Source organism: Sphingomonas sp., from assembly GCF_042095875.1.
GTDB lineage: Bacteria > Pseudomonadota > Alphaproteobacteria > Sphingomonadales > Sphingomonadaceae > Sphingomonas.
The window spans coordinates 5,738-32,518 of record NZ_JBELMJ010000017.1 but is presented as its reverse complement, the minus strand read 5'-3'; the positions used below and the strand labels follow the sequence as shown (position 1 = coordinate 32,518).

Genomic DNA, 26,781 nt, shown 5'->3' with positions numbered 1-26,781 from the left:
GGACTGCCCCATGAACATGCTCTCGATCACGCTGCCCGACGGTTCGGTTCGCGAGGTCGCACCCGGCACCACGCCCGCCGACATCGCCGCGGCGATCGGCCCCGGCCTCGCCAAGGCGGCGATCGCCGCGCGCGTCGACGGCGAGTTGCGCGATATCACCCGCCCGCTGACGCAGGACGCGCAACTCGCGCTCGTCACGCAGAAGGACGAGGCCGACGCGCTGGAACTCGCGCGCCACGACCTCGCGCACGTGATGGCGGAGGCGGTGCAGCATCTGTTTCCGGCCACGCAGATCACCTTCGGCCCGGCAACCGACGACGGCTTCTACTACGATTTCGCGCCGAAGGACCGGCCCTTCACCGACGACGACCTGCCCGCGATCGAGGCCGAAATGCGCCGCATCATCGCGAAGAACGAGGCGTTCACGCGCGAAGTCTGGACGCGCGAGCAGTTGATCGAGACCTGGAACCGTCAAGGCGAGACGTTCAAGGCCGAGTGGGCGGCCGAGCTGCCCGACAACGAGGAACTGACGATCTACCGTCAGGGCGCGTGGCTCGACATGTGCCGCGGGCCGCATATGGCCTCGACCGGCAAGCTCGACCCGCAAGCGTTCAAGCTGACGCGCGTGTCGGGCGCGTACTGGCGCGGCGACCAGAAGAACGCGATGCTGAGCCGCATCTACGGCACCGGGTGGCTCAACAAGAAGCAGCTCGACCAGCACCTGTTCATGCTGGAGGAGGCCGCCAAGCGCGATCATCGCAAGATCGGGCAGGAGATGGACCTGTTCCACCTCCAGTCGGAGGCGCAGGGCTCGGTGTTCTGGCACCCTAAGGGTTTCGTGCTGTGGCGGCAGATGGAGGCGTACATGCGCCGCCGCCTGGACGCGGCCGACTATGCCGAGGTGAAGACGCCGCAGCTGATGGACGCGCGGCAGTGGGAGCAGTCGGGCCACTGGGGCAAGTACCGCGAGAACATGTTCGTGGTGCCCGATGAGATCCCCAACACCGAGGACGAGGGTGCGGTGCTGTCGGGCGATGCCGATTTAATGGCGTTGAAGCCGATGAACTGCCCGGCGCACGTGCTGATCTTCAAGCAGGGGATCAAAAGCTACCGCGACCTGCCGATCCGCATGGCCGAGTTCGGCTGCTGCCACCGCAACGAGCCGCACGGCGCGCTGCACGGCATCATGCGCGTGCGCCAGTTCACGCAGGACGACGCGCATATCTTCGTGCGCGAGGACCAGTTGGTCGAGGAGGTGCGCAAGTTCTGCGAGCTGCTCGACAGCGTCTACCGCGACCTGGGGTTCGAGGATTACGCGGTGAAGCTCGCGCTGCGCCCCGAGAAGCGCTTCGGCTCGGACGAGATGTGGGACAAGGCCGAGGCCGAGCTGCGCGAGGCGGTGCAGGCCTCCAGCCTGTCCGACGCGATCAAGGCGAAGTTCGAGGAGCTGCCGGGCGAAGGCGCCTTCTACGCGCCGAAGCTCGAATTCCACCTGACCGACGCGATCGGGCGGACGTGGCAGGTCGGCACGATCCAGTCCGACCGCGTGCTGCCCGAGCGGCTGGATGCGGCGTACATCGGCGAGGACGGCAACCGCCACCGCCCCGTCATGCTCCACCGCGCGATCCTCGGCACGTTCGAGCGCTTCATCGGCATCCTGATCGAGCATCACGCAGGGCGCTTCCCGCTGTGGCTCGCGCCGGTGCAGGTGGTGGTGGCGACGATCGTCAGCGACGCCGACGATTACGCGCACCGCGTCGCGGCCGAACTGCGCGCCGCCGGGCTGCGCGTCGAGACCGACCTGCGCAACGAGAAGATCAACTACAAGGTGCGCGAGCACTCGGTCGCGAAGGTGCCGGTGCTGCTGGTCGTCGGCAAGCGCGAGGCCGACGAAGGGACCGTCGCGGTACGTCGCCTCGGCAGCCAGGGGCAGGAGGTCGTCGCGCTTGGCGACATTACCCGGCACTTGACCGAGGAGGCGCGCGCGCCCGACCTGACGCGCTGATCGATCGAGCGGGACGGCGGCACCGCCGCCGATCCGCTCGTCGCGTTGAAGCAACAAAGCGCGTGACTTTCCCTGCGCGACCGCTAACCGCCGCGCCCTCCAGCGGCGCACAGATGCCGCGACCAGGGAACGCATCCATGTACCGACCCGCCTTCGCGGCCAGCCTGCTCTCCTCCGCGCTGCTGCTCGCCCTCCCCGCCACGGCGCAGCAATCGCCGGTCGGACAGAACGGCGATCAGCCCGCGGCGATCGAGCCGGGCGACGTCGTCGTCACCGCGACCCGGCGCACGGAGCGGTTGGCGGACGTGCCGATCGCGATCACCGCGATCTCGGGCGAGACGCTCGCGGCGACGGGCGCGGTCGACCTGCGCGGAATAGGCCAGGTCGCGCCCTCGCTGCTCGTCTCGGGCGCGACCAGCGAGGCGAACTTCACCGCGCGCATCCGCGGCATCGGCACGGTCGGCGAGAACCCGGGGCTGGAGAGCTCGGTCGGGCTGTTCGTCGACGGCGTCTACCGTGCGCGCAGCGGCGTCGGGCTGACCGAACTGGGCGAGGTCGACCGCGTCGAGGTGCTGCGCGGGCCGCAAGGGACATTGTTCGGGCGCAACTCGACCGCGGGCACGATCAGTATCGTCACGCGCGCGCCCGAGCTCGGCCGCGCAGACGCGCACGGCTCAGTCTCCTACGGCAATTACGATTACATGCGCGTTGACGGCGCGGTGAACCTGCCGGTCGGCCAGACCGCCGCGCTGCGCGTTGACGGCGTGTGGCAGCAGCGCGACGGCTTCATCCGCCAACTCACCCCCGGCGAGCCCGATATCCAGGACCGCGACCGCTGGCTGACGCGCTCACAGCTCGCCTGGGCGCCGAGCGACGCGCTGTCGCTGCGCATCATCGGCGACTATGCCGAGCGTCACGAGAATTGCTGCAACGGTACGTTGCTCGGCCCGGTGCGCAACCTGACGCGCACCGACCCGGCTGGCGGGTCGGTCGCGGTCGGCCCCAACACCTTGCTGCCGCTGCTCCAGGCGCTCGGCGCGAACTACCAGCTACCGCCCGAGGGCGAGCGCTTCGGGTTCACCACCTCGACCAGCGCGGGCGTGCCGTACCGGTCGGACGTGCGCGACTGGGGGGTGTCGGGCGAGGTGAACTGGCGGTTCCGCGCTGCGACGCTGACCTCGATCACCGCGTGGCGCGATTACAAGAACCGGATGGGGCAGGACAATGACTTCAACCGGCTCGACCTGCTCGACCGGCAGGACCTCGACCGGCGCTTCCGTAATTTCTCGCAGGAAGTGCGGCTTGCGGGGCGCGCGTTCGACGATCGGCTCGACTGGCTGGTCGGCGGCTATTACGGCAACGAGAAGCTGAGGGTCGACGACGACCAGCGCTACGGCCAGGACTACACCCGCTTAGCCAATTGCATCATCGCGACCTCGTTCGCCGCGTCAGGCGCGGGTCAGGTGAGCCTCGCCTCCCCGACCTGCTCGACCGCGCCGGCGAGCGTGTTCGCGGGCTACGACGCGGTCGCACGGCAGCTGGGCGCGGCGCCGCTGGTGGGTACCGGCGCGAACGACGGCAATTTCACGCAGGTGAGCCGCAACTGGGCGCTGTTCACGCACAACACGCTGGCGATCGTCCCCGACCGCGTCTTCGCGACGGTCGGCGTGCGCTACACCGACGAGCACAAGCGGGTGCGCGCCGATTACCGTGCCACCAACACGCTCTGCCCGGCGCTGCTCAACTCCTCGCTCCAGTCGCTCGCCGGACTCGCCTGCGTGGTCAACGGCGCGGGCATCGACATTCCGCAGGGCACGCCCGGCTCGACCTTCGACGACGGGCAGTGGACCGGCACCGCGGTGCTCGGGTTCAAGCCGGTCGAGCGCGTGCTCCTCTACGCCTCCGCGTCGCGCGGGTACAAGGCGGGCGGGTTCAACCTCGACTTCTCCGGGCTTGACCGGCCGTGCTTCGCGGGCGCGGGAACGCCGGCGCAAGCGGCGGCGTGCGCCACCTTGCTCGCACGGCCCGCGAACACGCCGGGCAACGGCCGCGCCGAGGTCGCCGATCTCGCTTACGCGAGCGAGAAGGTGACGGCGTACGAGCTGGGCGCGAAGTGGAACGGTCGCGGCATCGACGTCAACGTCGCCGCCTTCCACCAGGTGTTCAGCGGGTATCAGCTCAATACCTACAACGGCACCAGCTTCGAGGTCGCGAATATCCAGTCGTGCCGCGACTCGCTGAACCGCGCCGATACCGACGCGTCGGCGACGACGGGGGCGTGCGCGCCCGACCGCCTGCGCCCCGGCGTGCTGTCGACCGGCGTGGAGCTGGAGAGCATGATCCGCCCGGCGCGCGACGTCGCGGTCAATCTCGGGCTGACCTACGCGCACACGCGCTATCGCCGCGATCTGGTCGGCACCGGCGGGCGACCGCTGTCGCCGGTATTGTTCCAATTGCCCGACCAGAATTTGTCCAACGCGCCCGAGCTGGTCACCACCGCCGGGATCGGCTGGACGCCCGCGATCGGCACTCGGGGCTTGAGCGGGCTCGTCTACTTCGACGTCAGGGCGCAGAGCGACACCAACACGGGCTCCGACCTCGACCTGGAAAAGGTGCAGGACGCGTTCGCGGTGGTGAACGGGCGGCTGGGCCTCTACGGCGCGGACAAGAGCTGGGGCGTCGAGCTGTGGGCGCAGAACCTGCTCGATCAGCGTTATTTCCAGCTCGCCTCCGACATACCGGCTCAAGGATCGGGCACGTTCCGCGCCGTGCAGGCAGCGGCGTCGAGCGGCTTCTCCGGTACCGCCAACCAGCTGTTCATCGCCTTTCCGGGCGAGCCGCGCACCTACGGCGTGACGCTGCGCGGTCGGTTTTGAGACACAGTTCGCGAACAAAGCACCGGCGCACCCGTTCTTCGTGAAGCGCGATGCGTCGGGCGTCTTCCGATTCGTCAACCGAAAGCTTATATCGGGCCTAGTGAATCAACAGGAGAAGTATCTATCCGTCCGCCCATGATGCGCCGCCCCATGCAGGCGCCGCCGATGAACGGCCCTCGCTTCAACGAGTGGATCCAGAGCCAGAAGGTCCGCGTGATCGATCACGAGGGCGAGAATCTCGGCGTGATGTACACGCGCGAAGCGATGGCGCAGGCCAAGGAAGTCGGGCTCGACCTAGTCGAGGTGTCGCCCAACGCGGACCCGCCCGTGGCCAAGTTCCTCGACGTCGGCAAGTTCAAGTACGAGGCGCAGAAGAAGGCCAACGCCGCGCGCAAGAGCCAGAAGACGCAGGAGATCAAGGAGATCAAGATGCGTCCGAACATCGACGACCACGATTACGACACCAAGATGAAGAAGGTGGTCGAGTTCATCGAGGAAGGCGACAAGGTGAAGGTCACCATGCGCTTCCGTGGCCGCGAGCTGAGCCACGGCTCGCTCGGCATGGCGGTGCTCCAGCGCGTGGCCGAGGCGACGAACGAGATCGCCAAGGTGGAGGCCTATCCGCGGATGGAAGGTCGACAGATGCTGATGGTGCTGTCGCCCAAATAATTAGCTTGCGCGTCGGCGGGTCGGCCGCCGGCGCGCCGTACCCGCGGCCGGATGTGCTGGTTTCCGTAGCGGCACCCCGCACGCGCGACGCCGACGTTTTCCACGCAGGTGTTGCGCCGGCGCTACACCCCCTCGGCTTTCCGTTACGTGACACGTAAGTTTTACTAGACGCGTAAACGCAGCCGCATAGAACGCCGCCAAACCCAATATTCAAAATCTGGGAGAGGCCGTTTCCATGCGCATTACCGCGACCCTGCTGTCCACCGTCGCCTGTCTGGCGGCCTGCCCCGCGCTGGCGCAGGAGCAGACCAGCCCCGTCACCACCAACGCCGCCGTTGACGGCCAGTCCAACACCGCCGCCGCGCAGACGAGCCCGACGGGCGAGCTGGGCGCGGGCGACATCGTCGTGACCGCCACCCGCCGCGCCGAGCGGCTGGCCGACGTGCCGATCTCGATCAACGCGGTGAGCCAGGAGAGCCTGCAGAATTCGGGCGCGACCGATATCCGCGGCGTGGCGCAGCTCGCGCCGTCGCTCAGCGTGTCGTCGACCGGATCGGAAGCGAACGCGTCGGCGCGCATCCGCGGCATCGGCACCGTCGGCGACAACCCCGGCCTGGAAAGCTCGGTCGTCACCTTCATCGACGGCGTGTATCGCAGCCGCACCGGCTCCGGCCTGAACGACATCGGCGAGATCGAGCGCGTCGAGGTGCTGCGCGGGCCGCAGGGCACGCTGTCGGGCCGCAACTCGTCGGCGGGCGCGATCAACATCTACACCAAGGCGCCGTCGTTCGACTTCGGCGGCTACGGCGAGGCGACCTACGGCAATTACGACGCCGTCCGCGTCGCCGGCGCGCTGACCGGGCCGATCGTCAAGGACCTGCTCGCCTTCCGTGTCGACGGCGTCTACGCCAAGCGTGACGGCTTCTACCGCGATGTCATCAACGACACCGATTACAACGACCGCGACCGCTTCTTCGTGCGCGGCCAGTTGCTGCTGGAGCCGTCGAGCGACTTCTCCGTCCGCCTGATCGGCGACTATACCCGCCGCGACGAGAAGTGCTGCGGCGCGGTCTACGTCGACCTGCGCGAGAAGACCGATCCGACGCCGGGCGTCGCGGGCGACTTCGCGATCGCGCCGGCCAACCGCATCGTCGACGTGATGACCTCGCTCGGCGCGGTGTTCCCGAGCGCGGGCGATCCATACAACCGTCGCATCGCGCAGACGCGCGGCCGCGCTTACTCGAACATCACCAAGGATTACGGCGGCTCGGCGCAGATCGACTGGAACTTCGGCGGTGCCGCGCTGACCTCGATCACCGCGTACCGCGAGTACAAGTCGTTCGGCGCGGGCGATTTCGACTACGGCAACCTCGACCTCGTCTACCGCGCCGACGACGGCAACGCGTTCCGCCGCTTCCGTACCTTTACGCAGGAATTGCGCCTGAACGGCGAGGCGTTCGGTGACCGGCTCAACTGGCTGATCGGCGGCTTCTACAGCAACGAAAAGCTGCGCGTGTCGGACAACCTGCGCTTCGGCACCGATTACGGCGCGTTCGCCGCCTGTCGCGTGATCGCCAGCGCCAATCCGGCCGCCGCACTGCGCGCGCCGCGCCAGCCGGGCTGCTTGAGCGCGGCCGGTCGCGCGGTGCTGTCGGGTGTCGTACCCGGCACGCAGCCGGCGTTCGGCGCCGCCACCGGCACCATCCTCGCCGGCATCGACCGCCTGTCGACGATCAGCGACCGCGGCGCGCTGCGCGACATCTACGACCAGAAGAGCGAGAGCTACGCCTTCTTCACCCACAACGTCCTGAAGATCACCGATCGGCTGTCGCTGACCGGCGGCCTGCGCTGGACGAAGGAGATGAAGGACCTGAACGCCAGCTTCACCAACGACAACACCGTCTGCGCGCAGCAGCTCGGCAGCCTGGCGCCGCTGCTCGCCAATCCGCAGCTCGCCTCGACCGTCGCCGGCATCCTGACGCTCAGCTGCACCGGCAATTCCAGCTCGACGATCAGCGGCAAGTCGATCAGCGACAGCTTCGACAACGACGAGTTCACCGGCACCGCGGTGCTGTCGTGGAAGCCGGTCGACCGGCTGATGACCTACGCGAGCTACTCGCGCGGGTTCAAGGCGGGCGGCTACAACCTCGACCGCTCTGACCTGGGCCTCGCCTATCTGCCGCAGACGACGCTGGCGCCGAACGCGGCCGCGCTGCGCTTCGACCCCGAGACGGTCAACGCGTACGAAGTCGGCCTGAAATACTCGTCGCGCCGGTTCACCTTCAACCTGGCGGGCTTCCGCTCCGACTTCACCAACTTCCAGCTCAACACGTTCAACGGCACGAACTTCATCGTGCAGAATCTGGGCAGCTGCGACGACAGCCTGAACGGCGGCGACGTCGACAACAATGCCGCGACCGGACGCTGCACGAGCGACGTCGGCACCGGCGTGCGCAGCCAGGGCGTCGAGGTCGAGGCCGGCTTCTACCCCGCGCGCCAGGTCGCGATCACGATGGGCTACACCTTCGCCGACACCAAGGTGCGCCGCAACATCGTCGGCTCCGCCTCGGGCGAGCCGCTCGACCCGGCGCTGTTCCTGCTGCCGGGCGCGCAGATGCCGCTGGCACCGCGCAACGTCATCACGACCTCGGCGTCATGGACGCCCGACATCGGCTCGAACGGGCTGTCGGCGCTGTTCTACATCGATCAGCGCACCTCGTCGGATTACAACACCGGATCGGACAACTTTCCGGAGAAGGTGCAGGACGGCTTCACGGTCGTGAACGCGCGCGTCGGCCTGCACGGGCGCGACGACCTGTGGGCGATCGAGGTGTTCGCGCAGAACCTACTCAACAAGAACTACCAGCAGGTCGCCTTCAACGCGCCGTTCCAGGGTGCGGGCAGCCAGGCGCAGGTACAGGCATTCGGCGCGACCGGCGGCTTCGCCACCGCGAACCAGGTGTTCACCTCCTACCTCGCCGAGCCGCGGACCTACGGCGTGACGCTGCGCACGCGCTTCTGATCGGCTGAGCAGTTATAGGGAAAGGCCGGTTCGCATCCGCGAGCCGGCCTTTTCTATCGGCCCTAGGCGGCCTCCTCCAGCGCCTTGCCCGCCGCGGCCGCCAGCAACCGCCGCTCGATGCTCCTGACCCTGGAGGGGAGCGCGATCTTGTCGCCGGTCAGGTCGGTCAGGTAGAAGGTATCCACCGCCCGCTCGCCGTAGGTCGAGACGTGCGCGGAGTGGATCGTCACCTTCGACTGGAACAGCGCGTGCGCGAGCTGGTTGAGCAGCGCCGGGCGATCGCGCGCGGCGACTTCCACCACGGTGAAGCGGTTCGACGCCTTGTTGTCGACCAGCACGTCCGGCGCAATCGCGAACGCGTCGGCGCGCAGCCGCGGCAGCGGCTTGGCCTTCAGCCGGTCGGTCAGGCGAACGCGTCCGGCGAGCGCGTCCTCGATCGTCACGCGGATGCGCTGCAACTGCTCGGCCTCGTCGAACGGGCGGCCGAGCGGGTCCTGGACGAGAAAATTGTCGAGCGCCATGCCGTCGCGCGTCGTGTGGATGCGCGCGTCGATGATGTTGCCACCCGCGACGTTGATCGCGCCTGCGATGCGGAAGAACAATCCCGGGTGATCGGTCGCGTAGACGGTGATGAGCGTCGCGCCGCGCTCCGGATAGACCTGCGCCGCGATCGACAGCGGCGCGTCGCCCGCGTCGCGCACAACCGCGGCGTTGGCAGCGAGCACGTCGGCGGGCTCGGCGATCCAGTACGGCTCGGGCAGCCGGCGGACGTAGGCGGCGAGTGCGTCCGCGTCCCACCCCATCGCCGCGCGCAAGCCGTCCTGCTTGGCGGCGATCCGCTCGGCCCGACCCTTCTGCTTGTGGCCGAGCCTCAGAACCTCCTCCGCGCCGTCGTACAAATCGGCGAGCAGTTGCCCCTTCCACCCGTTCCACGTGCCGGGTCCCACCGCGCGTATGTCGACCGTGGTCAGCACCAGCAGCAGGCGCAGCCGCTCAACGCTCTGCACGGTGGCGGTGAAATCGAGGATCGTCTTGAAGTCCGACAGGTCGCGCTTGAACGCGGTCGCCGACATCAGCAGGTGGTGGCGCACCAGCCACGACACCGTCTCCGTCTCCGCGCGCGTCAGGCCGAGCCGCGGGCAGACGCGCAGCGCGACCTCTGCGCCCAGCACCGAATGGTCGCCGCCGCGCCCCTTGGCGATGTCGTGGAGCAGCACCGCGACGTAGAGCACGCGGCGGGACACGACCTGCTCCATCACCGCGCTGGCGAGCGGATGATCGTCCTTCAGCTCGCCCTTTTCGATCCGCGCGAGCAGCCCGACCGCGCGGATCGTGTGCTCGTCGACCGTGTAATGGTGGTACATGTCGAACTGCATCTGCGCCACGACGCGCGCGAAATCGGGCAGGAAGCGCCCCAGCACGCCCGTCTCGTTCATCCAGCGCAGCACCAGTTCGGGATCGTTGCGGCTGGTCAGCACGTCGAGGAACAAGGCGTTCGCGCGCGGTTCACGCCTGACCGAGGCGGCGAGCTTCGCGTCGCGGGTCGCGCAACGCAGCGCGAGCGGGTGAATCTCCATCTGCGTCTGCGCGGCGAGCGCGAACACCTCGACCAACCGGACCGGGTCGGCGGCGAAGAAATCGTCGCCGGGGATCGCCAGCCGTCCGCGGTCCATGGTGAAGCCGTTCAGCTTGCGCGGGGAGCGCAGCAGTCGCTTGATCCGCTCGCCGCTGTGGCGGCGGTTGTAGCGCTCCTCCAGGTGGGCGAGGAACAGGCCGGTCAGCGAACCGACCGTCTTCGCCTGCAGGAAGTAGAATTGCATGAAGCGTTCCACCGCCGATTTCCCGGGGCGGTCGGCGTAGTTCATCCGCGCCGCGATCTCGCGCTGGTAATCGAAAGTCAGCCGGTCCTCCGCGCGCCCCGCGATCAGGTGGAGGTGGCAGCGTACCGCCCAGAGGAAGTTGTCGGCGCGGTGGAACAGCCGGTATTCGGCGCGCGTGAACAAGCCGTTGCCGACCAGTTCCGCCGCGCGCTGCACCTTGTAGGCGTATTTGCCGATCCAGAAGAGCGCGTGCAGGTCGCGCAGGCCGCCCTTCCCTTCCTTGATGTTGGGCTCCACCACGTAGCGAGTGTCGCCCATTCGCACGTGGCGCGCGTTGCGCTCGGCGAGCTTGTCGGCGACGAACTGCCGCTCGGTGCCGCTCCGCACCTCCTTGTCGAACCGCTCCGCGGCTTCCTCGTACAGCCCCTCGTCGCCCCACAGGTAGCGCGCTTCGAGCAGCGCGGTACGCACCGTCACGTCGGCCTTGGCCTGGCGCACCATGTCGTCGAGCGAGCGGCTCGAATGACCGACCTTCAGCCCCAGGTCCCACAGAGCGTAGAGCATCGATTCGATCGCCTGCTCGGCCCAGGGCGTCTGCTTCCACGGGGTCACGAAGCCGATGTCGACGTCGCTGAACGGCGCCATCTCGCCGCGCCCGTAGCCGCCGACCGCGATCAGCAGCAGCCGCTCCGACGCGGTCGGGTTGCTCAATGGGTAGAGCCGCGACGTCGTGAAGTCGGCGAGCGCGACGATGACCTGGTCGACCAGATACGCCTGCGCGTTCGCCGCCTCCAGCCCGCGCGAGGGATGCTCGGCCAGCCGCCGCGCGATCTCGGCGCGCCCAGCATCGAGCGCGCGCTTGAGGATCGCGGTGGCGCCGCGGCGGAGCTGCGCGTCGCCTTTCCCCGGCAGTGCTGCGAGCGCGTCGACGAGCGCGCGGCGGTCGACGATAGCGCGGCGGTTGGGCAGTTGCTCGAAGGATCGGCGCATGGCTCCCGACATAAGCGCGCGCCGCGCCGATGGGGAGCCCCGCGTCGGTCCCGACAATCATCCTTCGCGCGCGAGCGCCTTCAATCGGTAGAGCGTGTCGAGCGCCTCGCGCGGGGTGAGCGCGTCGACATCGATCGCCTCGACCTCGGCGCGGATCGCGTCGCACTTCTCCTCCTCGGCCTGCGCGGCGGCGGCGAACAGCGGCAGGTCGTCGAGCCCGGCGGCGAGCCCGCCGGTCCTGGCGCGCCCCGCCTCCAGCTTGGCGAGCACCGACTTGGCGCGCGACACCGTGCCGGGCGACATGCCGGCGAGCCGCGCGACCGCCAGCCCGTAGCTGCGGTCCGCCGGGCCTTCCGCCACCTCGTGCAGCAGCACCAGATCACCCTTCCACTCGCGCGCGCGGACGTGGTGGAGCGACAGCGCGTCGCAGCGCTCCGCGAGCCGCGTCAGCTCGTGATAATGGGTCGCGAACAGGCAGCGGCAGCGGTTCTCCTCGTGGATCGCCTCCACCACCGCCCAGGCGATCGCGAGTCCGTCGTAGGTCGAGGTGCCGCGCCCGACCTCGTCGAGGATCACGAAACTGCGCGGGGAAGCCTGCGCCAGGATCGCGGCGGTCTCCACCATCTCGACCATGAAGGTCGAGCGCCCGCGCGCGAGATTGTCCGACGCGCCGACGCGGCTGAACAGCCGGTCGACCAGCCCGATCGTCGCGGTCATCGCGGGCACGTAGCTGCCCGCCTGCGCCAGCACCGCGATCAGCGCGTTCTGCCGCAGGAAGGTCGACTTGCCACCCATGTTGGGGCCGGTGACGAGCCACAGCCGGTTGGCCTCCGACAGGCGGCAGTCGTTTGCGACGAAGCGGTCGCCCGATTTCGCCAGCGCGCTCTCCACCACCGGATGGCGTCCGCCGGTCACCTCGAAACACGCCTGCTCGACCAGCCGCGGCCTCGTCCAGTGCCCCTCCGCCGCGCGCTCGGCGAGCCCGGCCGCGACGTCGAGGCGGGCGAGCGCGTCGGCGGTCGCGGCCACCCCCTCGCGCGCGGCGAGCGCGGTCTGCGTCAATTCCTCCAGGTGCGCGGCCTCCGCGGTCAGCGCGTGCGCGCCTGCCTGCGTGACGCGGCTCGCCACCTCGTGCAGCTCGGGCGCGTTGAAGCGGATCGCGCCCGCCATCGTCTGCCGGTGCGTGAAGCCGGAGTCGGCGCGCATCAGCGGGTCGGCGGCGCGCGCGGGCACCTCGATATGGTAGCCGAGGACGCCGTTGTGCTTGATCTTGAGCGCACTGACGCCCGTGTCGGCGCGGTATCTCGCCTCAAGCGCCGCGATCGCGCGCCGCCCGCCCATCCCTGCGTCACGCAGGTCGTCGAGTGCTGCGTCATAGCCCGCGGCGATATAGCCGCCGTCGCTCGCCTCGATTGGCGGAGCGGGCACCAAAGCGCGCTTGAGCAGGTCGATCAGCGCGCCGTGTCCGCGCAGCCGCGGCAGCGTCTCGGCGAGCAGCGCGGGTGCGGGCGCGATCCGGCCGAGCAGTTCGGCGAGGTGCCACGCGCCGTCGAGCCCGTCGCGCAACTGCCCGAGATCGCGCGGTCCGCCCCGCCCCGCCGCCAATCGCCCCAGCGCGCGGCCGATATCGGGCAAGGCGCGCAAGCTCGCGCGCAACCGCTCGCGCAAGACATCGTCGTCGTGGAATAGCGCGACCAGCGCCTGCCGCGCCTCGATCGCGGGCAGATCCATCAGCGGCGCGGCAATGTCCTCGGCCAGCAGGCGCGCGCCCGCGCCCGTCACCGTGCGGTCGACCGCGTCGAGCAGGCTTCCCTTGCGCTGCCCCGACACGGTGCAGGTCAGCTCCAGGCTCTCGCGCGTCGCGGCGTCGATCGCCATCGTCTCGGCGGCGGCCGCCAGCGTCGGCGGCCGCAGGAAAGGCAGCGCGCCTTTGGCGTTATGCTCCAGATAGGCGACGAGCGCGCCCGCCGCCGACAGCGCGGCGCGCGAGAACTGGCCGAAGCCGTCGAGCGTGGCGACGCCGTACAGCCGCTTCAACCGCGCCTCGCCGCCCGCGCTGTCGAAATCGGCGCGCGGGCGCCACACGCTGGCGGGGTGATCCGCGCCCTCGCACGCGACCACTTCGGCCGCACCCAGCCGCGCGAGTTCGGCGCCCATGTCGCCGGAGTCTGTCTCGATCACCACGAAGCGTCCGGTCGACACGTCCGCCGCCGCGATCGCGACAGCGCCGTTCACCTCGCCGATCGCCGCGCACCAGTTCGCCGCGCGCGCGTCGAGCAGCGCTTCCTCGGTCAGCGTGCCCGCGGTGACGAAGCGGACGATCGCCCGCCCGACCAGCGCCTTCGATCCCCGCGCCTTGCGCGCCGCCTCGGGTGTCTCGGTCTGCTCGGCGATGGCGACGCGGTGCCCGGCCTTGATCAGGCGTTGCAGATAGCCGGTCGCGGCGTGGATCGGCACGCCGCACATCGGGATCTTCTCGCCCTCGTGCTCGCCGCGCGCGGTCAGTGCGATGTCGAGCACCTGCGCCGCGACGCGCGCGTCGTCGAAGAAAAGTTCGAAGAAATCGCCCATGCGGTAGAACAACAGGCAGTCCGCCGCCTCCGCCTTCAGCGCCAGATATTGCGCCATCATCGGGGTCGGGGTGGAAACGCTCGCCATCGCGGGCGCGATACAGAAGCGGGCGCGCGCGCGAAAGACGTGTCCGGGTGCTCGTAGGTACGCTAGGCAGAGCGCACGCCGCCACGAGACGCCCGCCATGCTCTACCGCACACTCCTGCCCTCCCCGATCGGATCGCTGACGCTGGTCGCGTGCGATGACGGGCTGGTCGCCATCCTGTGGCCCGACGACGCGCCCGGCCGGGTGCGGCTGGCGGATGCCGCCGAGCGCGACGACCATCCCGTGCTCGCTGCCGCGGCCGAGCAGTTGAGCGCGTATTTCGCCGGCACGCGCACGCGCTTCGCGTTGCCGCTCGCACCGCAGGGCACGCCGTTCCAGCGCGACGTGTGGCTCGCGCTCGCCGACATTCCGTTCGGCGAAACGCGCAGCTACGCCGAGATCGCGCGCGCGATCGGACGCCCCGCGGCCACGCGCGCAGTCGGCGCGGCGAACGGGCGCAATCCGCTATCGATCGTGGCGCCGTGCCACCGCGTCGTCGGTGCGAACGGCGCGCTGACCGGCTTCGCGGGCGGGCTGGCGGCGAAACGCTTCCTGCTGGATCACGAACGTCGCATCTCCGGCGCATGGTAGCGGTTCACATCCCCCGCCGCTTTACGTAAGGGCACGCGCATGACCGACTCCCGCAACGGCGCCGCCGAAGAAGTGACCAACGTCCAGTTCTCGGAGCGGGAGGCGCTGCTGTTCCACTCGGAGGGACGGCCGGGCAAGATCGAAATCATCGCCTCCAAGCCGATGGCGACGCAGCGCGACCTGGCGCTCGCCTACTCGCCGGGCGTCGCGGTGCCGGTGCGCGCGATCGCCGACGATCCCGCGCTCGCCTACGACTACACCGCCAAGGGCAATCTCGTCGCGGTAATCTCCAACGGAACCGCAATCCTGGGGCTCGGCAACCTGGGCGCGCTCGCCTCTAAGCCGGTGATGGAGGGCAAGGCGGTGCTGTTCAAGCGCTTCGCCGACGTCGACTCGATCGATCTCGAACTGGCGACGGAGGACGTCGACGCCTTCGTCAACGCGGTGGCGCTGCTCGAACCCAGCTTTGGCGGCATCAACCTGGAGGACATCAAGGCGCCCGAGTGCTTCATCATCGAGCAGTCCCTGCGCGAGCGGATGAACATTCCGGTCTTCCACGACGATCAGCACGGCACCGCGATCATCTGCGCCGCCGGGCTGATCAACGCCTGCCTGCTGACCGGGCGTCGCCTCGCCGACGTGAAGGTCGTGGTGAACGGCGCGGGGGCGGCCGCGCTCGCTTGCACCGACCTGATCAAGGCGATGGGCGTGCGCCAGCAGAACGTCATCATCTGCGACCGTACCGGCGTGATCTACCAGGGCCGCGACGACGTGAACCAGTGGCAGTCGGCGCACGCGGTCGCGACCGATCGTCGCACCCTCACGGAGGCGCTGGCGGGTGCCGACGTGTTCCTAGGGCTGTCGGCGGCGGGCGCGCTCAAGCCCGAGATGGTCAAGGACATGGCGAAGGCGCCGATCATCTTCGCAATGGCGAACCCCGAGCCCGAGATCCGGCCCGAGGCCGCCAAGACCGCGCGCCCCGACGCGATCATCGCGACCGGGCGCTCGGATTATCCGAACCAGGTCAACAACGTGCTCGGCTTCCCGTTCATCTTCCGCGGCGCGCTGGACGTGCGCGCGTCGGCGATCAACGACGAGATGAAGATCGCCGCCGCCAACGCGATCGCCGAACTGGCGCGGCAGCGCGTGCCGGAGGAAGTCGCCGCCGCCTACGGCGTGCAGCACAGCTTCGGCCCCGAGTATATCATCCCCGCGCCGTTCGATCCGCGGCTGATGGAGCTGGTGTCGGTCGCGGTCGCGAAGGCGGCGATGGACTCGGGCGTCGCGACCAAGCCGATCCTCGACATCGACGCGTACCGCCAGACGCTGCGCGCGCGGCTCAACCCGACCACCTCGGTCCTGAGCCTCGCCTACGAGGGCGCGCGCGCGCATCCCAAGCGCATCATCTTCGCGGAAGGCGAGGAGGAGGTCGTGCTGCGCGCGGCGATCGCGTTCAAGGAAGGTGGCTACGGCACGCCGGTGCTGGTCGGGCGCGACGACGTGCACGACCGATTGGGCGCACTCGGTATTGCCAACCCCGAGGAGTACGAGGTCCACAACAGCCGCAAGTCGCCGCTGGTGCCGCGGATGGTCGACTTCCTCTACGGCCGGCTGCAGCGCCGCGGCTACCTGCGCCGCGATTGCGAGCGGATGATCAACCAGGACCGCAACACCTTCGGCGCGGTGCTGCTCCAGCTCGGCGAGGCCGACGCGATGATCACCGGCATCACGCGCACCTTCGCGCAGAGCTACCGCGAAGTGCGCCGTGTGATCGATCCCAAGCCCGAGCGCACGCCGTTCGGCATCCACGTGCTCGTCGGGCAGAGCCACACGATCTTCATCGCCGACACGACCGTCAACGAGCGCCCGAGCGCGGAGGAACTGGCCGACATCGCCGAGCAGACCGCCGCCGTGGCGCGCCGCATGGGCCACGAGCCGCGCGTCGCGTTCCTCAGCTACTCGACCTTCGGCACGCCCGAGGGTTCGTTCCTCGACAACATCCGCCAGGCGGTCACCGTGCTCGACGGGCGGCAGGTGAGCTTCGAATATGAGGGCGAGATGTCGCCCGACGTCGCGCTCAACCCCAAGCAGCAGGCGAACTACCCGTTCGCGCGCCTGTCGGGCCCGGCGAACATCCTGGTCATGCCGGGGCTGCAATCGGCCAACATCTCGGCCAAGCTGCTGCGCGAGCTGGGCGGCGACGACATGATCGGCCCAATGCTGATCGGCATGGAGAAGCCGGTGCAGATCGCGCCGATGACCTCGACCGCCAGCGAGCTGGTGACGCTGGCGGTGCTGGCGGCGGGCGGCATCGCGCGCTGAATAAAGCGACCCGTCCCGAACAATAGATTGGACCGGTTCGCAACCGATCGGTCGCGTCGATCATTGCCTCTCATATCCACGTAACAGGAGGCGGATAATGAAGATGGTAGTGGCGGCGTTGAGCGCGGCGATGTTGGTGTCGGGATGCAACGGGCTGGGCGGCGGCCTGGGTGGCAACAGCTACAACGGGTACGGCGCCTACGACTACAACCGGCCCGATCCCGGTCAGGGCGGCTATTACGCCGATCGCTACTATCGCGACGACGCGCGCTACCGTGAGCGCCGCCTGAACAGCCGCGACCGCGTCTATGCCGGCCGCGACGGGCGTTACTACTGCCGCCGCAACGACGGTACCACCGGCCTGATCGTCGGCGGCCTCGCGGGCGGCGTGCTCGGCACCGCGCTCCAGCCCGGCGGCTCGGGACTGCTCGGTGCGCTGCTGGGCGGTGCGGGCGGCGCCGCACTCGGCAAGTCGGTCGACAGGAACAACGTCCGCTGCCGCTGAGCCAGCCTATCTGAGCGGTTTGCCCGAGTCCTTCCAGCGATCCAGTATCTGGGACTCGGGCACGGGCGGCGGCGCTGTCGGCGATGGTGCCGGCGTCCGCGCTTCTCCGCTCTGCGCGTGACGCGGTTGCAACTGTGTGTCGGGTGTGATCGCCCGCGGCGTCGCCGTGGCAACAGGCACGGCTGCGTTGGCTGCGCCGACCAGCGGCGTCGAGACGATCGTCTGGCTGTCCGCGATCACGGGCACCGGCAGCACCGGCGTCAGCAACGGGTCGGCCGGTCGATGCGGTCCCGGCACCGGCTCGCCCCCGCGATAGCGCTGCACGAACGCGCCCGCGGTGCCCCAATAGCCCTTCCAGCGATGAAAGAAGTGCGCGCCGATCGCGTCGGTCATCACCAGCGTGCGGTTCCACGCCGGCGTGACCGCGTACGTGTGGTAATGAGTCGCGAGTCCGACAGGCGCGAAGACGTAGCCGCCGAGCGCCGCCGCCGCGACGCGCGCCGCGCGCGCCCAGCCGCCGCGCGACGGCACCCGCGCCAACGCGCCGTCGCACGCGAAGCTGAACTGGCAGACGCTGCGCTCCGACCCCTGATAGACCACGCCGCAGACGGTTGCTGGAAAGGCGGGGTGACGCGCGCGGTTGAGGATTACCTGCGCCACCGCGCGCTGTCCGTCGTCGGGCTCGGACGCTGCCTCATAGTAGATCGCGGCGGTCAGGCACTCCAGCGCGCGGCCGCGATCGGCGGCACTCGCCAGCGCGGTCGAGAACGGTTGCGCGGCGACGACCGACCCGTCGCCGGGCATGATCCGATCGAAGGCGAGCGGCACCGGCGGCAGCGCGATCGTTCCCGTCGTGCCCGCCGCCGGCGACGCATAGATCGGCGCGGCAGCCGGGGGGCGCGCGCGCGCAGGTGCGGGCACGCTGACGCTGCGGACCGGGCGACTGACGGCGGGCGCCACCCCGATCACGCGCAACAGCACCTGCGCCGCCAGCGCCGACACCGCCAGGATCGCGAGCGCGGCCAGCACGACCGGCAGCACGCGCACCTCGCGCAAGCGCACTAGGGCGGTTCGTCGCTGTACCGGGTCGGCCACGCTGGCGATCGTCATTCTCCGTCACGCGCCCGCGTCAGGCGGGTCAGCACGCGCCTTAACCGATCGAACCTTGTCGATCCGCTAGCATCTGCGCACCGTCCCGGCGCGGCACGGCCGCGGGCGGCGTTTACGCGGTTTAGCGCTTCTTGCCGTTGGCGAACAGCAGCGCCGCGGCGACCGCGGCCGAACCGATCCCGACGCCGACGTACTTGCCCAGCTGCCAGCGCCGGGCACGGTCGCTCGCCTTCGCCTTGTCGGCGCCCGCGTCCTGGTGCGCCTTCGCCGCCTTGGCTGCTTCGAGTATCTCGTTCGGCTCGTCGCTCATCATTCACTCTCCCTTGTCGGCGCCGTAGCGCGATCGGAAATCGCTGGCGAACAGGTTCAGCGTGCCGCCGGCGACCGCGGCGCGCAGGTCCGCCATCAGCGCCTGATAGAAGAAGATGTTATGCTCGGTCATCAGCATCGCGCCCAGCATCTCGCCCGCGCGCACCAGATGATGCAGGTAGGCGCGGCTCCACGTGCCGCACACCGAACAGGCGCAGGCGGGATCGAGCGGCGCCTGATCCTCGCCGAAGCGCGCGTTGCGGATGTTGATCGGCCCGCCGCGCGTGAACGCCTGACCGGTCCGCCCCGAGCGCGTCGGCAGCACGCAGTCGAACATGTCGACGCCGCGCTCGACCGCGCCGACGATGTCGTCGGGCTTGCCGACGCCCATCAGGTAGCGCGGGCGGTCGGCCGGCAGCTGACCCGGTGCGTAGTCGAGGCAGGCGAACATCGCCTCCTGCCCCTCACCCACCGCGAGCCCACCGATCGCGTAACCGTCGAAGCCGATGTCGACCAGCGCGTCGGCGGAGGCACGGCGCAGCCCTTCGTTAAGCGCACCCTGCTGGATGCCGAAGATCGCGTTGTGCGACGCGTGGCGCTCGCCGCCGCGCCCGTCCAGCCCGTCAAACGCGTCGCGGCTGCGCTTGGCCCAGCGCATAGACCGCTCCATCGCCGCGGCCTGCACCTCGCGCGTCGAGGTGGTCGGGACCAGTTCGTCGAACGCCATGGTGATGTTGCTGCCGAGCAGCCGCTGGATCTCGATCGAGCGCTCCGGCGACAGCATGTGGCGCGAGCCGTCGAGGTGCGAGCGGAAGGCGACACCCTCCTCCGACCGCTTGGTTAGCGCCGACAGGCTCATCACCTGATAGCCGCCCGAATCGGTCAGGATGGGGCGATCCCACCCCATGAACGCGTGCAGTCCGCCGAGCCTCGCCACCCGCTCCGCCCCCGGGCGCAGCATGAGGTGATAGGTGTTGCCCAGGATGATGTCCGCTCCCGCCGCGCGCACGTCGGCGGGCTTCATCGCCTTGACCGTCGCGGCGGTGCCGACCGGCATGAACGCGGGCGTGCGGATGGTGCCGCGCTCCATCTGGATCGCGCCGGTACGCGCGCGCCCGTCGGTCGCGGCGATGGTGAACTCGAACCGGCTCACCTGGACCTCCGCTTCTTCGCGGGTGGCGCGGGCGGCTTGACCGGCGGGCGCCCCGCGGTCGGCCCCTTGGCGTCGATCGGAGCGGTACGATAGGTCAGCAGCTCGGCGCGGCTGATCTGCCGGTCACCGTTCCGGTCGTAGCGCGCGAACAGTCGCGAGAAATGGTCCTGCAACTCGTCAAGTGAGACCTGGTCGTCCTGGTCGCGGTCGACCTCGAACGGGCTCGGCAAGGCGTTGCGGTCACCCAGCCAACGCTCCGCCCAGTCGGCGAAGGCGATGTAGCGCAGCTGCCCCGTCCTGGCGGTGTCGATCGCCTCGAAGGTGTGGCGCACGCCCTCGATCAGCTCGGTGCGGTCGACCAGACCGTCGCCGTTCGTATCGAACGTCGCAATCAGCATCGCGGCCGGCTCCACCACCATTGTCGCGGGCGTCTGCGGCGTGCCCGGCAGCGGCGCGCGCACCACCACATCGCCGCCCTCCTGCGCTGCCACCTGCAACGCGAGCGCGAGCATGACCGACCCGATCACCGCGCCGCTCCGGGCAACAGCAGCGAGGCATCACCGTAGGAGTAGAAGCGGTAGCCATGCTCGATCGCGTGCGCGTAGGCCGCCTGCATCCCCTCCAGCCCCATCAGCGCCGAGATCAGCATGAACAGCGTCGAGCGCGGCAGGTGGAAGTTGGTCATCAGCCCGTCGATGCCGCGAAAGCGGTAGCCCGGCGTAATGAAGATGCGCGTGTCGCCCTCGAATGGGCGGACGAGATCGTCCTCGCCGGTCGCACTCTCGATCAGGCGCAGCGAGGTGGTACCGACCGCGATCACGCGGCCGCCGCGCGCGCGGATCGCGTTCAGGCGATCGGCGGTGGCGGCGTCGATGCGGCCCCACTCGGCGTGCATGCGGTGATCGTCTGTGTCCTCGGCCTTGACCGGCAGGAAGGTGCCCGCGCCGACGTGGAGCGTCAGCGTCGCGTGCGCGATCCCGGCCGCCTCCAGCCGCGCGAGCAGATCGGGGGTGAAGTGCAGCGCCGCGGTGGGTGCGGCGACCGCGCCAGCCTCACGCGCGAACATCGTCTGGTAATCGTCGCGGTCGCGCGCGTCGGTCGCGCGCTTGCCCGCGATATAGGGCGGCAGCGGCATCTGCCCCGCGCGCTCCAGCAGCAGCTCGACCGGCTCGTCGCCGAGGAAGTCGAGCGCGAGGCTGCCGTCCTCCTCGCGCGCGTCGACGCCCGCGGTCACGCCGGCGCCGAAATCGATCACGTCGCCCTCGCGCAGCCGTTTGGCGTTGCGCACGAACGCGCGCCAGCGCCGCGGTCCCTCACGCTTGTGCAGCGTCGCGCCGATCCGCGCCTGCCCGCGCGTCCCCTCCAGCCGCGCGGGGATGACGCGCGTGTCGTTGAACACGAGCAGGTCGCCGCTGCGCAGCGCGTCCGGCAGGTCGGACACGACGCGGTCGCGCATGCCGTCCGCATCCACCACCAGCATCCGCGCGGCATCGCGCGGCGCGGCCGGGCGCAGCGCGATCCGCTCACCCGGCAAGTCGAAATCGAACAGGTCGACGTTCACGCTTCTCGGCCTTCGCGCGCGCGGCTCAGCGGCGCGGGCTGCGCTTCTTCGCGGGAGCGGATGGCGCGGCCTTCGAGGGCTTCGCACCCGGCAGCGTCACGTCACCGAGTGCCGCCGGGATCACCGGCGTGGCCGCACCGGGCTGATAGGCCGGAGGATTGTCGCCCGCGATATAAGCGTGGACGATCCGCGACGGGTTCGCCGGCGGCTCGCCGCGCTCGATCGCGTCGACGTAGTTCATGCCGGTCATCACGCGCCCGAACACGGTGTATTTCTTGTCGAGCTGCAGTCGCGGTTGGAAGACGATGTAGAACTGGCTGTTGGCGCTGTCCTCCGCCTCGGCACGCGCCGCCGCGACCGCGCCGCGCACGTGCGGCAGGTAGTTGAACTCGGCCACGACGTCGGGCAGCTGCGAGCCGCCGGTGCCGTCGCCCTTGGGGTCGCCGCCCTGCGCCATGAAGCCGTCGATCACGCGGTGGAACACCAAACCATCGTAGAAATGCTGCCGCGTCAGAGTCTTTATCCGCTCCACCATCTTGGGCGCGACATCGGGGCGCAGCAGGATGGCGACCCGCCCGCCGGTCGAGAGGTCGAGCAGCCACACGTTCTGGAGATCGGTGGTCGGCAGCGGCTGCGCCGCACCGGCGGACGCGGGCTGCGGTTCCTGCGCGAGCGCGGGCAGCGCCAGGAAAGACAGGATCAGCGATAGAAAAGCGGCAATGTAGCGCATCGGACCTTCACGGTGATGACAGGATGCGCCCACCTAAAGCAAATCGCCGATTGCGCCAACGTGAATGGCGGCAACCGCGCCGCGGATTACGCGGGCACGTCGCGGTCAGGAGCCGCGGCGGCCGACCTGCTCGACGCGTTGGACGACCTCGGTGCAGATCGTCGGCGTCACGAACTTGCGGATATCGCCGCCGAAGATCGCGATCTCCTTGACTAGCTTGGACGCGATCGGCTGCAATCCGACGTCGGCCATCAGGAAGACCGTCTCGATCCGATCGTTTAGCTTCTGGTTCATCCCCGCCATCTGATATTCATACTCGAAATCGGCCACGGCGCGCAGCCCGCGCACGATCACGCTCGCGCGCTCGCGCTCGGCGAAGTCCATCAGCAGCGAGTCGAACTGCACGACGCGAATGTCGCCGGGCAGGTTGGCGACCTCGCGCTCGACCATCGTCATGCGTTCTTCAACCGAGAACATCGGCGACTTGGATGGGTTTGTGGTGACCCCAATGACGAGCTGGTCGACCAGCTTCGCGCCGCGGCGGATGATGTCCATGTGACCGAGTGTGATCGGATCGAAGGTGCCGGGATAGACGCCGATCCGCGGCGTGCCCGTCTGCGATCGGTCGTTACCGGCGCTCATGCTCAACGATCCCGCTCAACGACGAAGCGCGCGATGGCGCGCAGCAGGTCGGCCTCGTCGCCGTAGTGTCGCAGGTGCTCGATCGCCTGGTCGACTAGCAGCCGCGACTGCTCCCGCGCGCGCTCGATGCCGAGCAGCGACACGAATGTCTCCTTGCCCGCCGCCTCGTCCTTGCGCAGCTTCTTGCCCGCCAGCGCCTCGTCGCCCTCGACGTCCATCAGGTCGTCGACGATCTGAAAGGCGAGGCCGAGATCGTGCGCGTAGCCGCGAAGCGACGTGCGCGCGTCCGGCGGCACGCGGCCCAGGATCGCGCCCGCCTCCACCGCGGCGCAGATCAGCGCGCCGGTCTTCAACTGCTGCAACCGCGTCACGGTGCCGAGGTCAAACGCCTCGTTCTCCGCCACCAGGTCCATCATCTGCCCGCCCGCCATGCCCGCGGGCCCGGACGCGCGCGCGAGATCGGCGATCAGCTCGGCGCGTACAGCGGGATCGGGATGGGTGGCCGGATCGGCCAGCACCTCGAACGCGAGCGCGTGGAGGCAGTCACCCGCGAGGATCGCGGTCGCCTCGTCATACGCCTTGTGGACGGTCGGCTTGCCGTGGCGCAGGTCGTCGTCGTCCATCGCGGGCAGGTCGTCGTGGACGAGCGAGTAAGCGTGGATCGCCTCCAGCGCGACGCCCGCGCGCCCCGCGTGCTCGCGGTCGACGTCGAACAATCGCGCGGTCGCGAAGACGAGCAGCGGGCGCAACCTCTTGCCGCCGCCGATCGCGGCGTGGCGCATCGCCTGGTAGAGTCGCGCGCGCGCGTCGTCGGGCACCGCGAGCAGCGCGTCGAACCGCCGGTCGATCTCCGCCTGCACCTGCGTGAGCGCGTCGGCGAGCCCGAGCGACGTCGGCTGGAGCGGCGCGGAGCTCATCCGACGTTGAACGGCTGCACGCCCGCGGGCTTGCCGTCGGCGCCGACGCGGATGGCCTCGATCCGCGCCTGCGCGGCGTCCAGCCGCTCGGCACAGCGCGCGCGCAGCGAGCTGCCGCGCTCGTACAGCCGGATCGCGTCCTCCAGCGGGGTATCGCCCGACTCGAGCTTGCCGACGATGGCCTCCAGCTCGCGCATCGCGTCCTCGAACGACAGCTTCTCGGTCGATTGATCCATGCCTGCGGCTATGCGGCAGCGCGCCGCGGCTGGTCAAGCAGCGGCATCACCGTGCGCCGTCCGCCTTCGCGCGCAGCTCCGCGAGCAGGTCCTTGCGGCTCAGCTTGCCGATCATCGTCTTGGGCAGGCTGTCGCGAACCACCACCGCGTCGACGCGCTCGTGCTTGCCGAGCTTGGGATTGAGCCACATCATCAGCGCCGCGCTGTCCGTCGCCGGCGCGTTGTCGTTGAGCGTCACGAACGCGCGCGGCGCCTCGCCCCGGTACGCGTCGGGCACGCCGACCACCAACGCCTCCTTGATCGCGCCGTGGTGGTAGAGGATTTCCTCGATCTGGCTCGGGAACACCTTGAACCCGCCGACCGAGATCATGTCCTTCAGCCGGTCGACCACCGCGACGAAGCCGTGCTCGTCGATCACGCCGACGTCGCCGGTACGCAGCCAGCGCTCGCCGTCCTGTTCCACGAACGCGTCCACCGCCGCCTCGGGGCGGTTCCAGTAGCCCGCCATGATCTGCGCGCCCCGCGCTACGATCTCGCCCGGCTCACCCGGCGGCACCGTTTTGGTCGGGTCCTCCTTGTTGACCAGCCGCAGCCGCGTGCCCGGCAACGGCTGCCCGATCGTGCCGGGGTGCTGCTCGCCTTCGTACGGGTTGCACGTCAGCACGCCCGAACTCTCCGACAGGCCGTAGCCCTCGACCAGCCGCGCGCCGGTCGCCGCGCCCCATTTGTCGCGCAACTCGGCGGGCAGCGGCGCCCCGCCCGAGATGCAGACGCGCAGCGACGAGAAATCGGTTCCGGCGAACTTGGCGTGATCGAACAGCGCCTGGTACATCGTCGGCACGCCCGGCAGCGCGGTCGCCTTGGTACGCGAGATCGCGTCGAGCACCTGCCCCGCCTCGAAGCGCGGCAGCAGCACCATCTCGCCGCCGTTCAGCACCGTGCGGTTGAGCACGCAGGTGTTGGCGAAAACGTGGAACAGCGGCAGCGCGCCGACGATGCGGTCGACCTGATCGCGGTGCGGGTCGAGCGATACCACCTGTCGCGCGTTCGCGGTCAGATTGGCGTGGGTCAGCATCGCGCCCTTCGGCGCGCCGGTGGTGCCGCCGGTATATTGCAGCAGCGCGACGTCGCTGGCGGCGTCGATCTGAGGTGCCGTGAACTGTCCGTCGTTGGCGATCAGCGCGGAGAATGCGGTCACGCGCGCGTCGTCGGGGCGCTTCGCCACCTCCTTGCTCTTGAACAGGCGGTAGAGGAGCGACTTGGCCGGCGGCAGCACGCCCGCGACCGACCCGACGATCACCCGTTCGAGCAGGCTCTTGTCCAGCACCTTGAGCGCGGTCGGCAGCAACGCCTTCGCCGACACGGTGAACAGCACGCGCGTGCCCGAATCCTCGACCTGGTGGACGAGTTCGTCGACCGTGTAGAGCGGGGAAAAGTTGACCACGGTCGCGCCGAGCAGGAGCGCGCCGTAGTAAGCCGCGACGTAATGCGGCACGTTGGGCAGGAACAGCCCGATCCGGTCGCCCTTGCCGTAGCCCAGCGCGGCGAGCCCCGCCGCCACGCGCCGCGCGCCGTCCGCCACCTCGTCGTAGCGATATCGCCGCCCGAGGAAGTCGATCGCGGGCTTGTCGGCGTGGAGCGCGACCGAGCGCTCGAACATGTCGGGCATCGACATCGGCGGCAGGTCGACCGCCCAGGGTGTCGGGTGGCGGTATCGGGTTTGCCAGGCGCGCTCGTCGGTCATTGACACGCGTGTAAGCAAGACCGGGGCACGCTTCAATTGACGAAGCGTGACTTTACGTGTCCGTCAACTCAGCCGGTGATGCGCGGCGCGGTCCAGGTGTAGAGGATCGAGACGCCGACCAGCCCCAGGTCGATCGCCGCCTGGACGCGATGCGGCGCGGTGTCGCGCGCCTCGTGCGTCACGATGCGCAGGTCGGCGGTCGGATGACGAAGCGCGACCATCGCGAGCAGGGCTCCGGTGGCGGCAATGGCGACGCGTCGGCGATGCTTCATCGAACTTCCCCCTGCCCGACCGCATACATGATTAACGCCCGCGCGGAAAGTCGCGCGTCACCGCGTACCGTCCAGCCCCGACCCCGCGTCGGCGGTGGCCGCGTAGCGTGGCGCGACACGCGCGCGCGCCGCCTGTTCATAGGCGTAGCCCGCGCCCAGCACGCGCCCATCGGTGCCGCGCGTGCCGATGAACGACAGCCCGACCGGCAGGCCGCGCACCTGCCCCATCGGCACCGTCAGGTGCGGGTAACCCGCGATCGCGGGCAGGCTGGCGGCGGACGGGCCGTTGTACTGGTCGCCGTAGACCGTGTCGCTCAGCCACGCCGCGCCGTAGCTCGGCTCGACCAGTATCTGCGCGTCGGCGGTGCGCAGCATCGCGTCGATCCCCTCCGCCCCTGCCAGCCGCAGCGACTTGGCGCGTGCCGCCTTGTAGGCGGGATCGGACAGCCCCTTGGTCGCGGCCGCCTTCTCGAACGTTTCCTGCGCAAAGAACGGCATCTCGGCGTCCGCGTGCGCGCGGTTGAACGCGATCACCTGATCGAGCGTGCGGGTCGTGACCGTAGGCGGCGTGGTCGCGAGATAGCGGTCGAGATCGACCTTCAACTCGGTCAGCAGCACCTGGAACTCGGCCTCGCCCAGCCCGTCGAGCTT

At 69.6% G+C, this 26,781-nt stretch carries 20 protein-coding genes and 1 pseudogene; 7 read left to right on the top strand and 14 right to left on the bottom strand.

What is annotated here, in order from left to right; all coding sequences use genetic code 11:
• Positions 1–16: 16 nt before the first annotated feature.
• The 4 genes from thrS (at position 17) to ACFDS6_RS08090 (ending at position 8,572) form a co-directional block, all read left to right on the top strand.
• Positions 17–2,005: a threonine--tRNA ligase gene (gene thrS, locus ACFDS6_RS08105; protein ID WP_375271664.1), complete on the top strand. Its 1,989-nt coding sequence runs from the start codon at positions 17–19 to the stop codon at positions 2,003–2,005.
• Between the two features lie 137 nt (positions 2,006–2,142).
• Positions 2,143–4,881 carry a TonB-dependent receptor gene (locus ACFDS6_RS08100; RefSeq protein WP_375271634.1) on the top strand — a complete coding sequence of 913 codons (2,739 nt, stop codon included), beginning with the start codon at positions 2,143–2,145 and terminating at the stop codon, positions 4,879–4,881.
• A gap of 135 nt (positions 4,882–5,016) precedes the next feature.
• The gene (infC, locus tag ACFDS6_RS08095) at positions 5,017–5,550 is read left to right on the top strand and encodes a translation initiation factor IF-3 (protein WP_174193308.1); all 534 of its coding nucleotides are present in this window, start codon (positions 5,017–5,019) and stop codon (positions 5,548–5,550) included.
• Positions 5,551–5,785: 235 nt separating this feature from the next.
• Positions 5,786–8,572 (top strand): TonB-dependent receptor, encoded by a 2,787-nt coding sequence (locus tag ACFDS6_RS08090; RefSeq protein WP_375271633.1) that lies wholly within the window; start codon positions 5,786–5,788, stop codon positions 8,570–8,572.
• A 62-nt stretch (positions 8,573–8,634) separates the two neighbouring features.
• On the opposite strand, the gene ACFDS6_RS08085 is transcribed toward ACFDS6_RS08090, so the two are convergent.
• The gene (locus ACFDS6_RS08085; RefSeq protein ID WP_375271632.1) at positions 8,635–11,382 is read right to left on the bottom strand and encodes a [protein-PII] uridylyltransferase; all 2,748 of its coding nucleotides are present in this window, start codon (positions 11,380–11,382) and stop codon (positions 8,635–8,637) included.
• Between the two features lie 57 nt (positions 11,383–11,439).
• Positions 11,440–14,013 carry a DNA mismatch repair protein MutS gene (gene mutS / locus ACFDS6_RS08080; RefSeq protein ID WP_375271663.1) on the bottom strand — a complete coding sequence of 858 codons (2,574 nt, stop codon included), beginning with the start codon at positions 14,011–14,013 and terminating at the stop codon, positions 11,440–11,442.
• A gap of 124 nt (positions 14,014–14,137) precedes the next feature.
• On the opposite strand from mutS, the gene ACFDS6_RS08075 reads away from it, so the two are divergent.
• From ACFDS6_RS08075 to ACFDS6_RS08065, 3 genes are all read left to right on the top strand, one after another.
• Positions 14,138–14,629 carry a methylated-DNA--[protein]-cysteine S-methyltransferase gene (locus ACFDS6_RS08075; RefSeq protein ID WP_375271631.1) on the top strand — a complete coding sequence of 164 codons (492 nt, stop codon included), beginning with the start codon at positions 14,138–14,140 and terminating at the stop codon, positions 14,627–14,629.
• 39 nt (positions 14,630–14,668) lie between these two features.
• Positions 14,669–16,951 (top strand): NADP-dependent malic enzyme, encoded by a 2,283-nt coding sequence (locus ACFDS6_RS08070; protein ID WP_375271630.1) that lies wholly within the window; start codon positions 14,669–14,671, stop codon positions 16,949–16,951.
• A gap of 97 nt (positions 16,952–17,048) precedes the next feature.
• On the top strand, positions 17,049–17,456 hold the full coding sequence (locus ACFDS6_RS08065; RefSeq protein ID WP_375271628.1) for a hypothetical protein: 408 nt from the start codon (positions 17,049–17,051) through the stop codon (positions 17,454–17,456).
• Between the two features lie 6 nt (positions 17,457–17,462).
• Here the strand turns inward: ACFDS6_RS08065 and ACFDS6_RS08060 are convergent, their stop codons facing one another.
• From ACFDS6_RS08060 to ACFDS6_RS08005, 12 genes and pseudogenes are all read right to left on the bottom strand, one after another.
• Positions 17,463–18,566, bottom strand: a complete 1,104-nt coding sequence (locus tag ACFDS6_RS08060) for a cell wall hydrolase (protein WP_375271627.1) — start codon at positions 18,564–18,566, stop codon at positions 17,463–17,465.
• 121 nt (positions 18,567–18,687) lie between these two features.
• Positions 18,688–18,876 (bottom strand): hypothetical protein, encoded by a 189-nt coding sequence (locus tag ACFDS6_RS08055; RefSeq protein ID WP_375271626.1) that lies wholly within the window; start codon positions 18,874–18,876, stop codon positions 18,688–18,690.
• A 3-nt stretch (positions 18,877–18,879) separates the two neighbouring features.
• On the bottom strand, positions 18,880–20,028 hold the full coding sequence (gene tgt, locus ACFDS6_RS08050; RefSeq protein ID WP_375271625.1) for a tRNA guanosine(34) transglycosylase Tgt: 1,149 nt from the start codon (positions 20,026–20,028) through the stop codon (positions 18,880–18,882).
• Positions 20,025–20,555 (bottom strand): EF-hand domain-containing protein, encoded by a 531-nt coding sequence (locus tag ACFDS6_RS08045; RefSeq protein WP_375271624.1) that lies wholly within the window; start codon positions 20,553–20,555, stop codon positions 20,025–20,027. The genes tgt and ACFDS6_RS08045 overlap by 4 nt, the downstream gene beginning before the upstream one ends.
• Positions 20,552–21,589 carry a tRNA preQ1(34) S-adenosylmethionine ribosyltransferase-isomerase QueA gene (queA, locus tag ACFDS6_RS08040; RefSeq protein WP_375271623.1) on the bottom strand — a complete coding sequence of 346 codons (1,038 nt, stop codon included), beginning with the start codon at positions 21,587–21,589 and terminating at the stop codon, positions 20,552–20,554. The genes ACFDS6_RS08045 and queA overlap by 4 nt, the downstream gene beginning before the upstream one ends.
• 25 nt (positions 21,590–21,614) lie before the next feature.
• On the bottom strand, positions 21,615–22,319 hold the full coding sequence (locus tag ACFDS6_RS08035) for a peptidylprolyl isomerase (protein ID WP_375271622.1): 705 nt from the start codon (positions 22,317–22,319) through the stop codon (positions 21,615–21,617).
• Positions 22,320–22,424: 105 nt separating this feature from the next.
• Positions 22,425–22,961: a pantetheine-phosphate adenylyltransferase gene (gene coaD / locus ACFDS6_RS08030; protein ID WP_375271621.1), complete on the bottom strand. Its 537-nt coding sequence runs from the start codon at positions 22,959–22,961 to the stop codon at positions 22,425–22,427.
• Between the two features lie 2 nt (positions 22,962–22,963).
• Positions 22,964–23,878 carry a polyprenyl synthetase family protein gene (locus ACFDS6_RS08025; protein WP_375271620.1) on the bottom strand — a complete coding sequence of 305 codons (915 nt, stop codon included), beginning with the start codon at positions 23,876–23,878 and terminating at the stop codon, positions 22,964–22,966.
• The gene (locus ACFDS6_RS08020; protein WP_375271618.1) at positions 23,875–24,114 is read right to left on the bottom strand and encodes an exodeoxyribonuclease VII small subunit; all 240 of its coding nucleotides are present in this window, start codon (positions 24,112–24,114) and stop codon (positions 23,875–23,877) included. Before ACFDS6_RS08020 ends, ACFDS6_RS08025 begins: the two co-directional genes overlap by 4 nt.
• 46 nt (positions 24,115–24,160) lie before the next feature.
• Positions 24,161–25,858: a long-chain fatty acid--CoA ligase gene (locus tag ACFDS6_RS08015; protein WP_375271617.1), complete on the bottom strand. Its 1,698-nt coding sequence runs from the start codon at positions 25,856–25,858 to the stop codon at positions 24,161–24,163.
• A 68-nt stretch (positions 25,859–25,926) separates the two neighbouring features.
• Positions 25,927–26,130 (bottom strand): hypothetical protein, encoded by a 204-nt coding sequence (locus tag ACFDS6_RS08010; RefSeq protein WP_375271616.1) that lies wholly within the window; start codon positions 26,128–26,130, stop codon positions 25,927–25,929.
• A 57-nt stretch (positions 26,131–26,187) separates the two neighbouring features.
• Positions 26,188–26,781: pseudogene (locus tag ACFDS6_RS08005) on the bottom strand (amidase); the annotation flags it as partial.

What these genes read in the sequence shown, in the direction of transcription:
- ACFDS6_RS08015 (WP_375271617.1), bottom strand. Translation starts at nt 25,858, where the DNA reads ATGACCGACGAGCGCGCCTGGCAAACCCGATACCGCCACCCGACACCC.
- ACFDS6_RS08025 (WP_375271620.1), bottom strand. Translation starts at nt 23,878, where the DNA reads ATGAGCTCCGCGCCGCTCCAGCCGACGTCGCTCGGGCTCGCCGACGCG.
- infC (WP_174193308.1), top strand. Translation starts at nt 5,017, where the DNA reads ATGATGCGCCGCCCCATGCAGGCGCCGCCGATGAACGGCCCTCGCTTC.
- ACFDS6_RS08100 (WP_375271634.1), top strand. Translation starts at nt 2,143, where the DNA reads ATGTACCGACCCGCCTTCGCGGCCAGCCTGCTCTCCTCCGCGCTGCTG.
- ACFDS6_RS08055 (WP_375271626.1), bottom strand. Translation starts at nt 18,876, where the DNA reads ATGAGCGACGAGCCGAACGAGATACTCGAAGCAGCCAAGGCGGCGAAG.
- ACFDS6_RS08035 (WP_375271622.1), bottom strand. Translation starts at nt 22,319, where the DNA reads ATGCGCTACATTGCCGCTTTTCTATCGCTGATCCTGTCTTTCCTGGCG.
- ACFDS6_RS08070 (WP_375271630.1), top strand. Translation starts at nt 14,669, where the DNA reads ATGACCGACTCCCGCAACGGCGCCGCCGAAGAAGTGACCAACGTCCAG.
- ACFDS6_RS08060 (WP_375271627.1), bottom strand. Translation starts at nt 18,566, where the DNA reads ATGACGATCGCCAGCGTGGCCGACCCGGTACAGCGACGAACCGCCCTA.
- ACFDS6_RS08010 (WP_375271616.1), bottom strand. Translation starts at nt 26,130, where the DNA reads ATGAAGCATCGCCGACGCGTCGCCATTGCCGCCACCGGAGCCCTGCTC.
- coaD (WP_375271621.1), bottom strand. Translation starts at nt 22,961, where the DNA reads ATGAGCGCCGGTAACGACCGATCGCAGACGGGCACGCCGCGGATCGGC.
- ACFDS6_RS08075 (WP_375271631.1), top strand. Translation starts at nt 14,138, where the DNA reads ATGCTCTACCGCACACTCCTGCCCTCCCCGATCGGATCGCTGACGCTG.
- thrS (WP_375271664.1), top strand. Translation starts at nt 17, where the DNA reads ATGCTCTCGATCACGCTGCCCGACGGTTCGGTTCGCGAGGTCGCACCC.
- ACFDS6_RS08020 (WP_375271618.1), bottom strand. Translation starts at nt 24,114, where the DNA reads ATGGATCAATCGACCGAGAAGCTGTCGTTCGAGGACGCGATGCGCGAG.
- ACFDS6_RS08085 (WP_375271632.1), bottom strand. Translation starts at nt 11,382, where the DNA reads ATGCGCCGATCCTTCGAGCAACTGCCCAACCGCCGCGCTATCGTCGAC.
- ACFDS6_RS08090 (WP_375271633.1), top strand. Translation starts at nt 5,786, where the DNA reads ATGCGCATTACCGCGACCCTGCTGTCCACCGTCGCCTGTCTGGCGGCC.
- ACFDS6_RS08065 (WP_375271628.1), top strand. Translation starts at nt 17,049, where the DNA reads ATGAAGATGGTAGTGGCGGCGTTGAGCGCGGCGATGTTGGTGTCGGGA.
- mutS (WP_375271663.1), bottom strand. Translation starts at nt 14,013, where the DNA reads ATGATGGCGCAATATCTGGCGCTGAAGGCGGAGGCGGCGGACTGCCTG.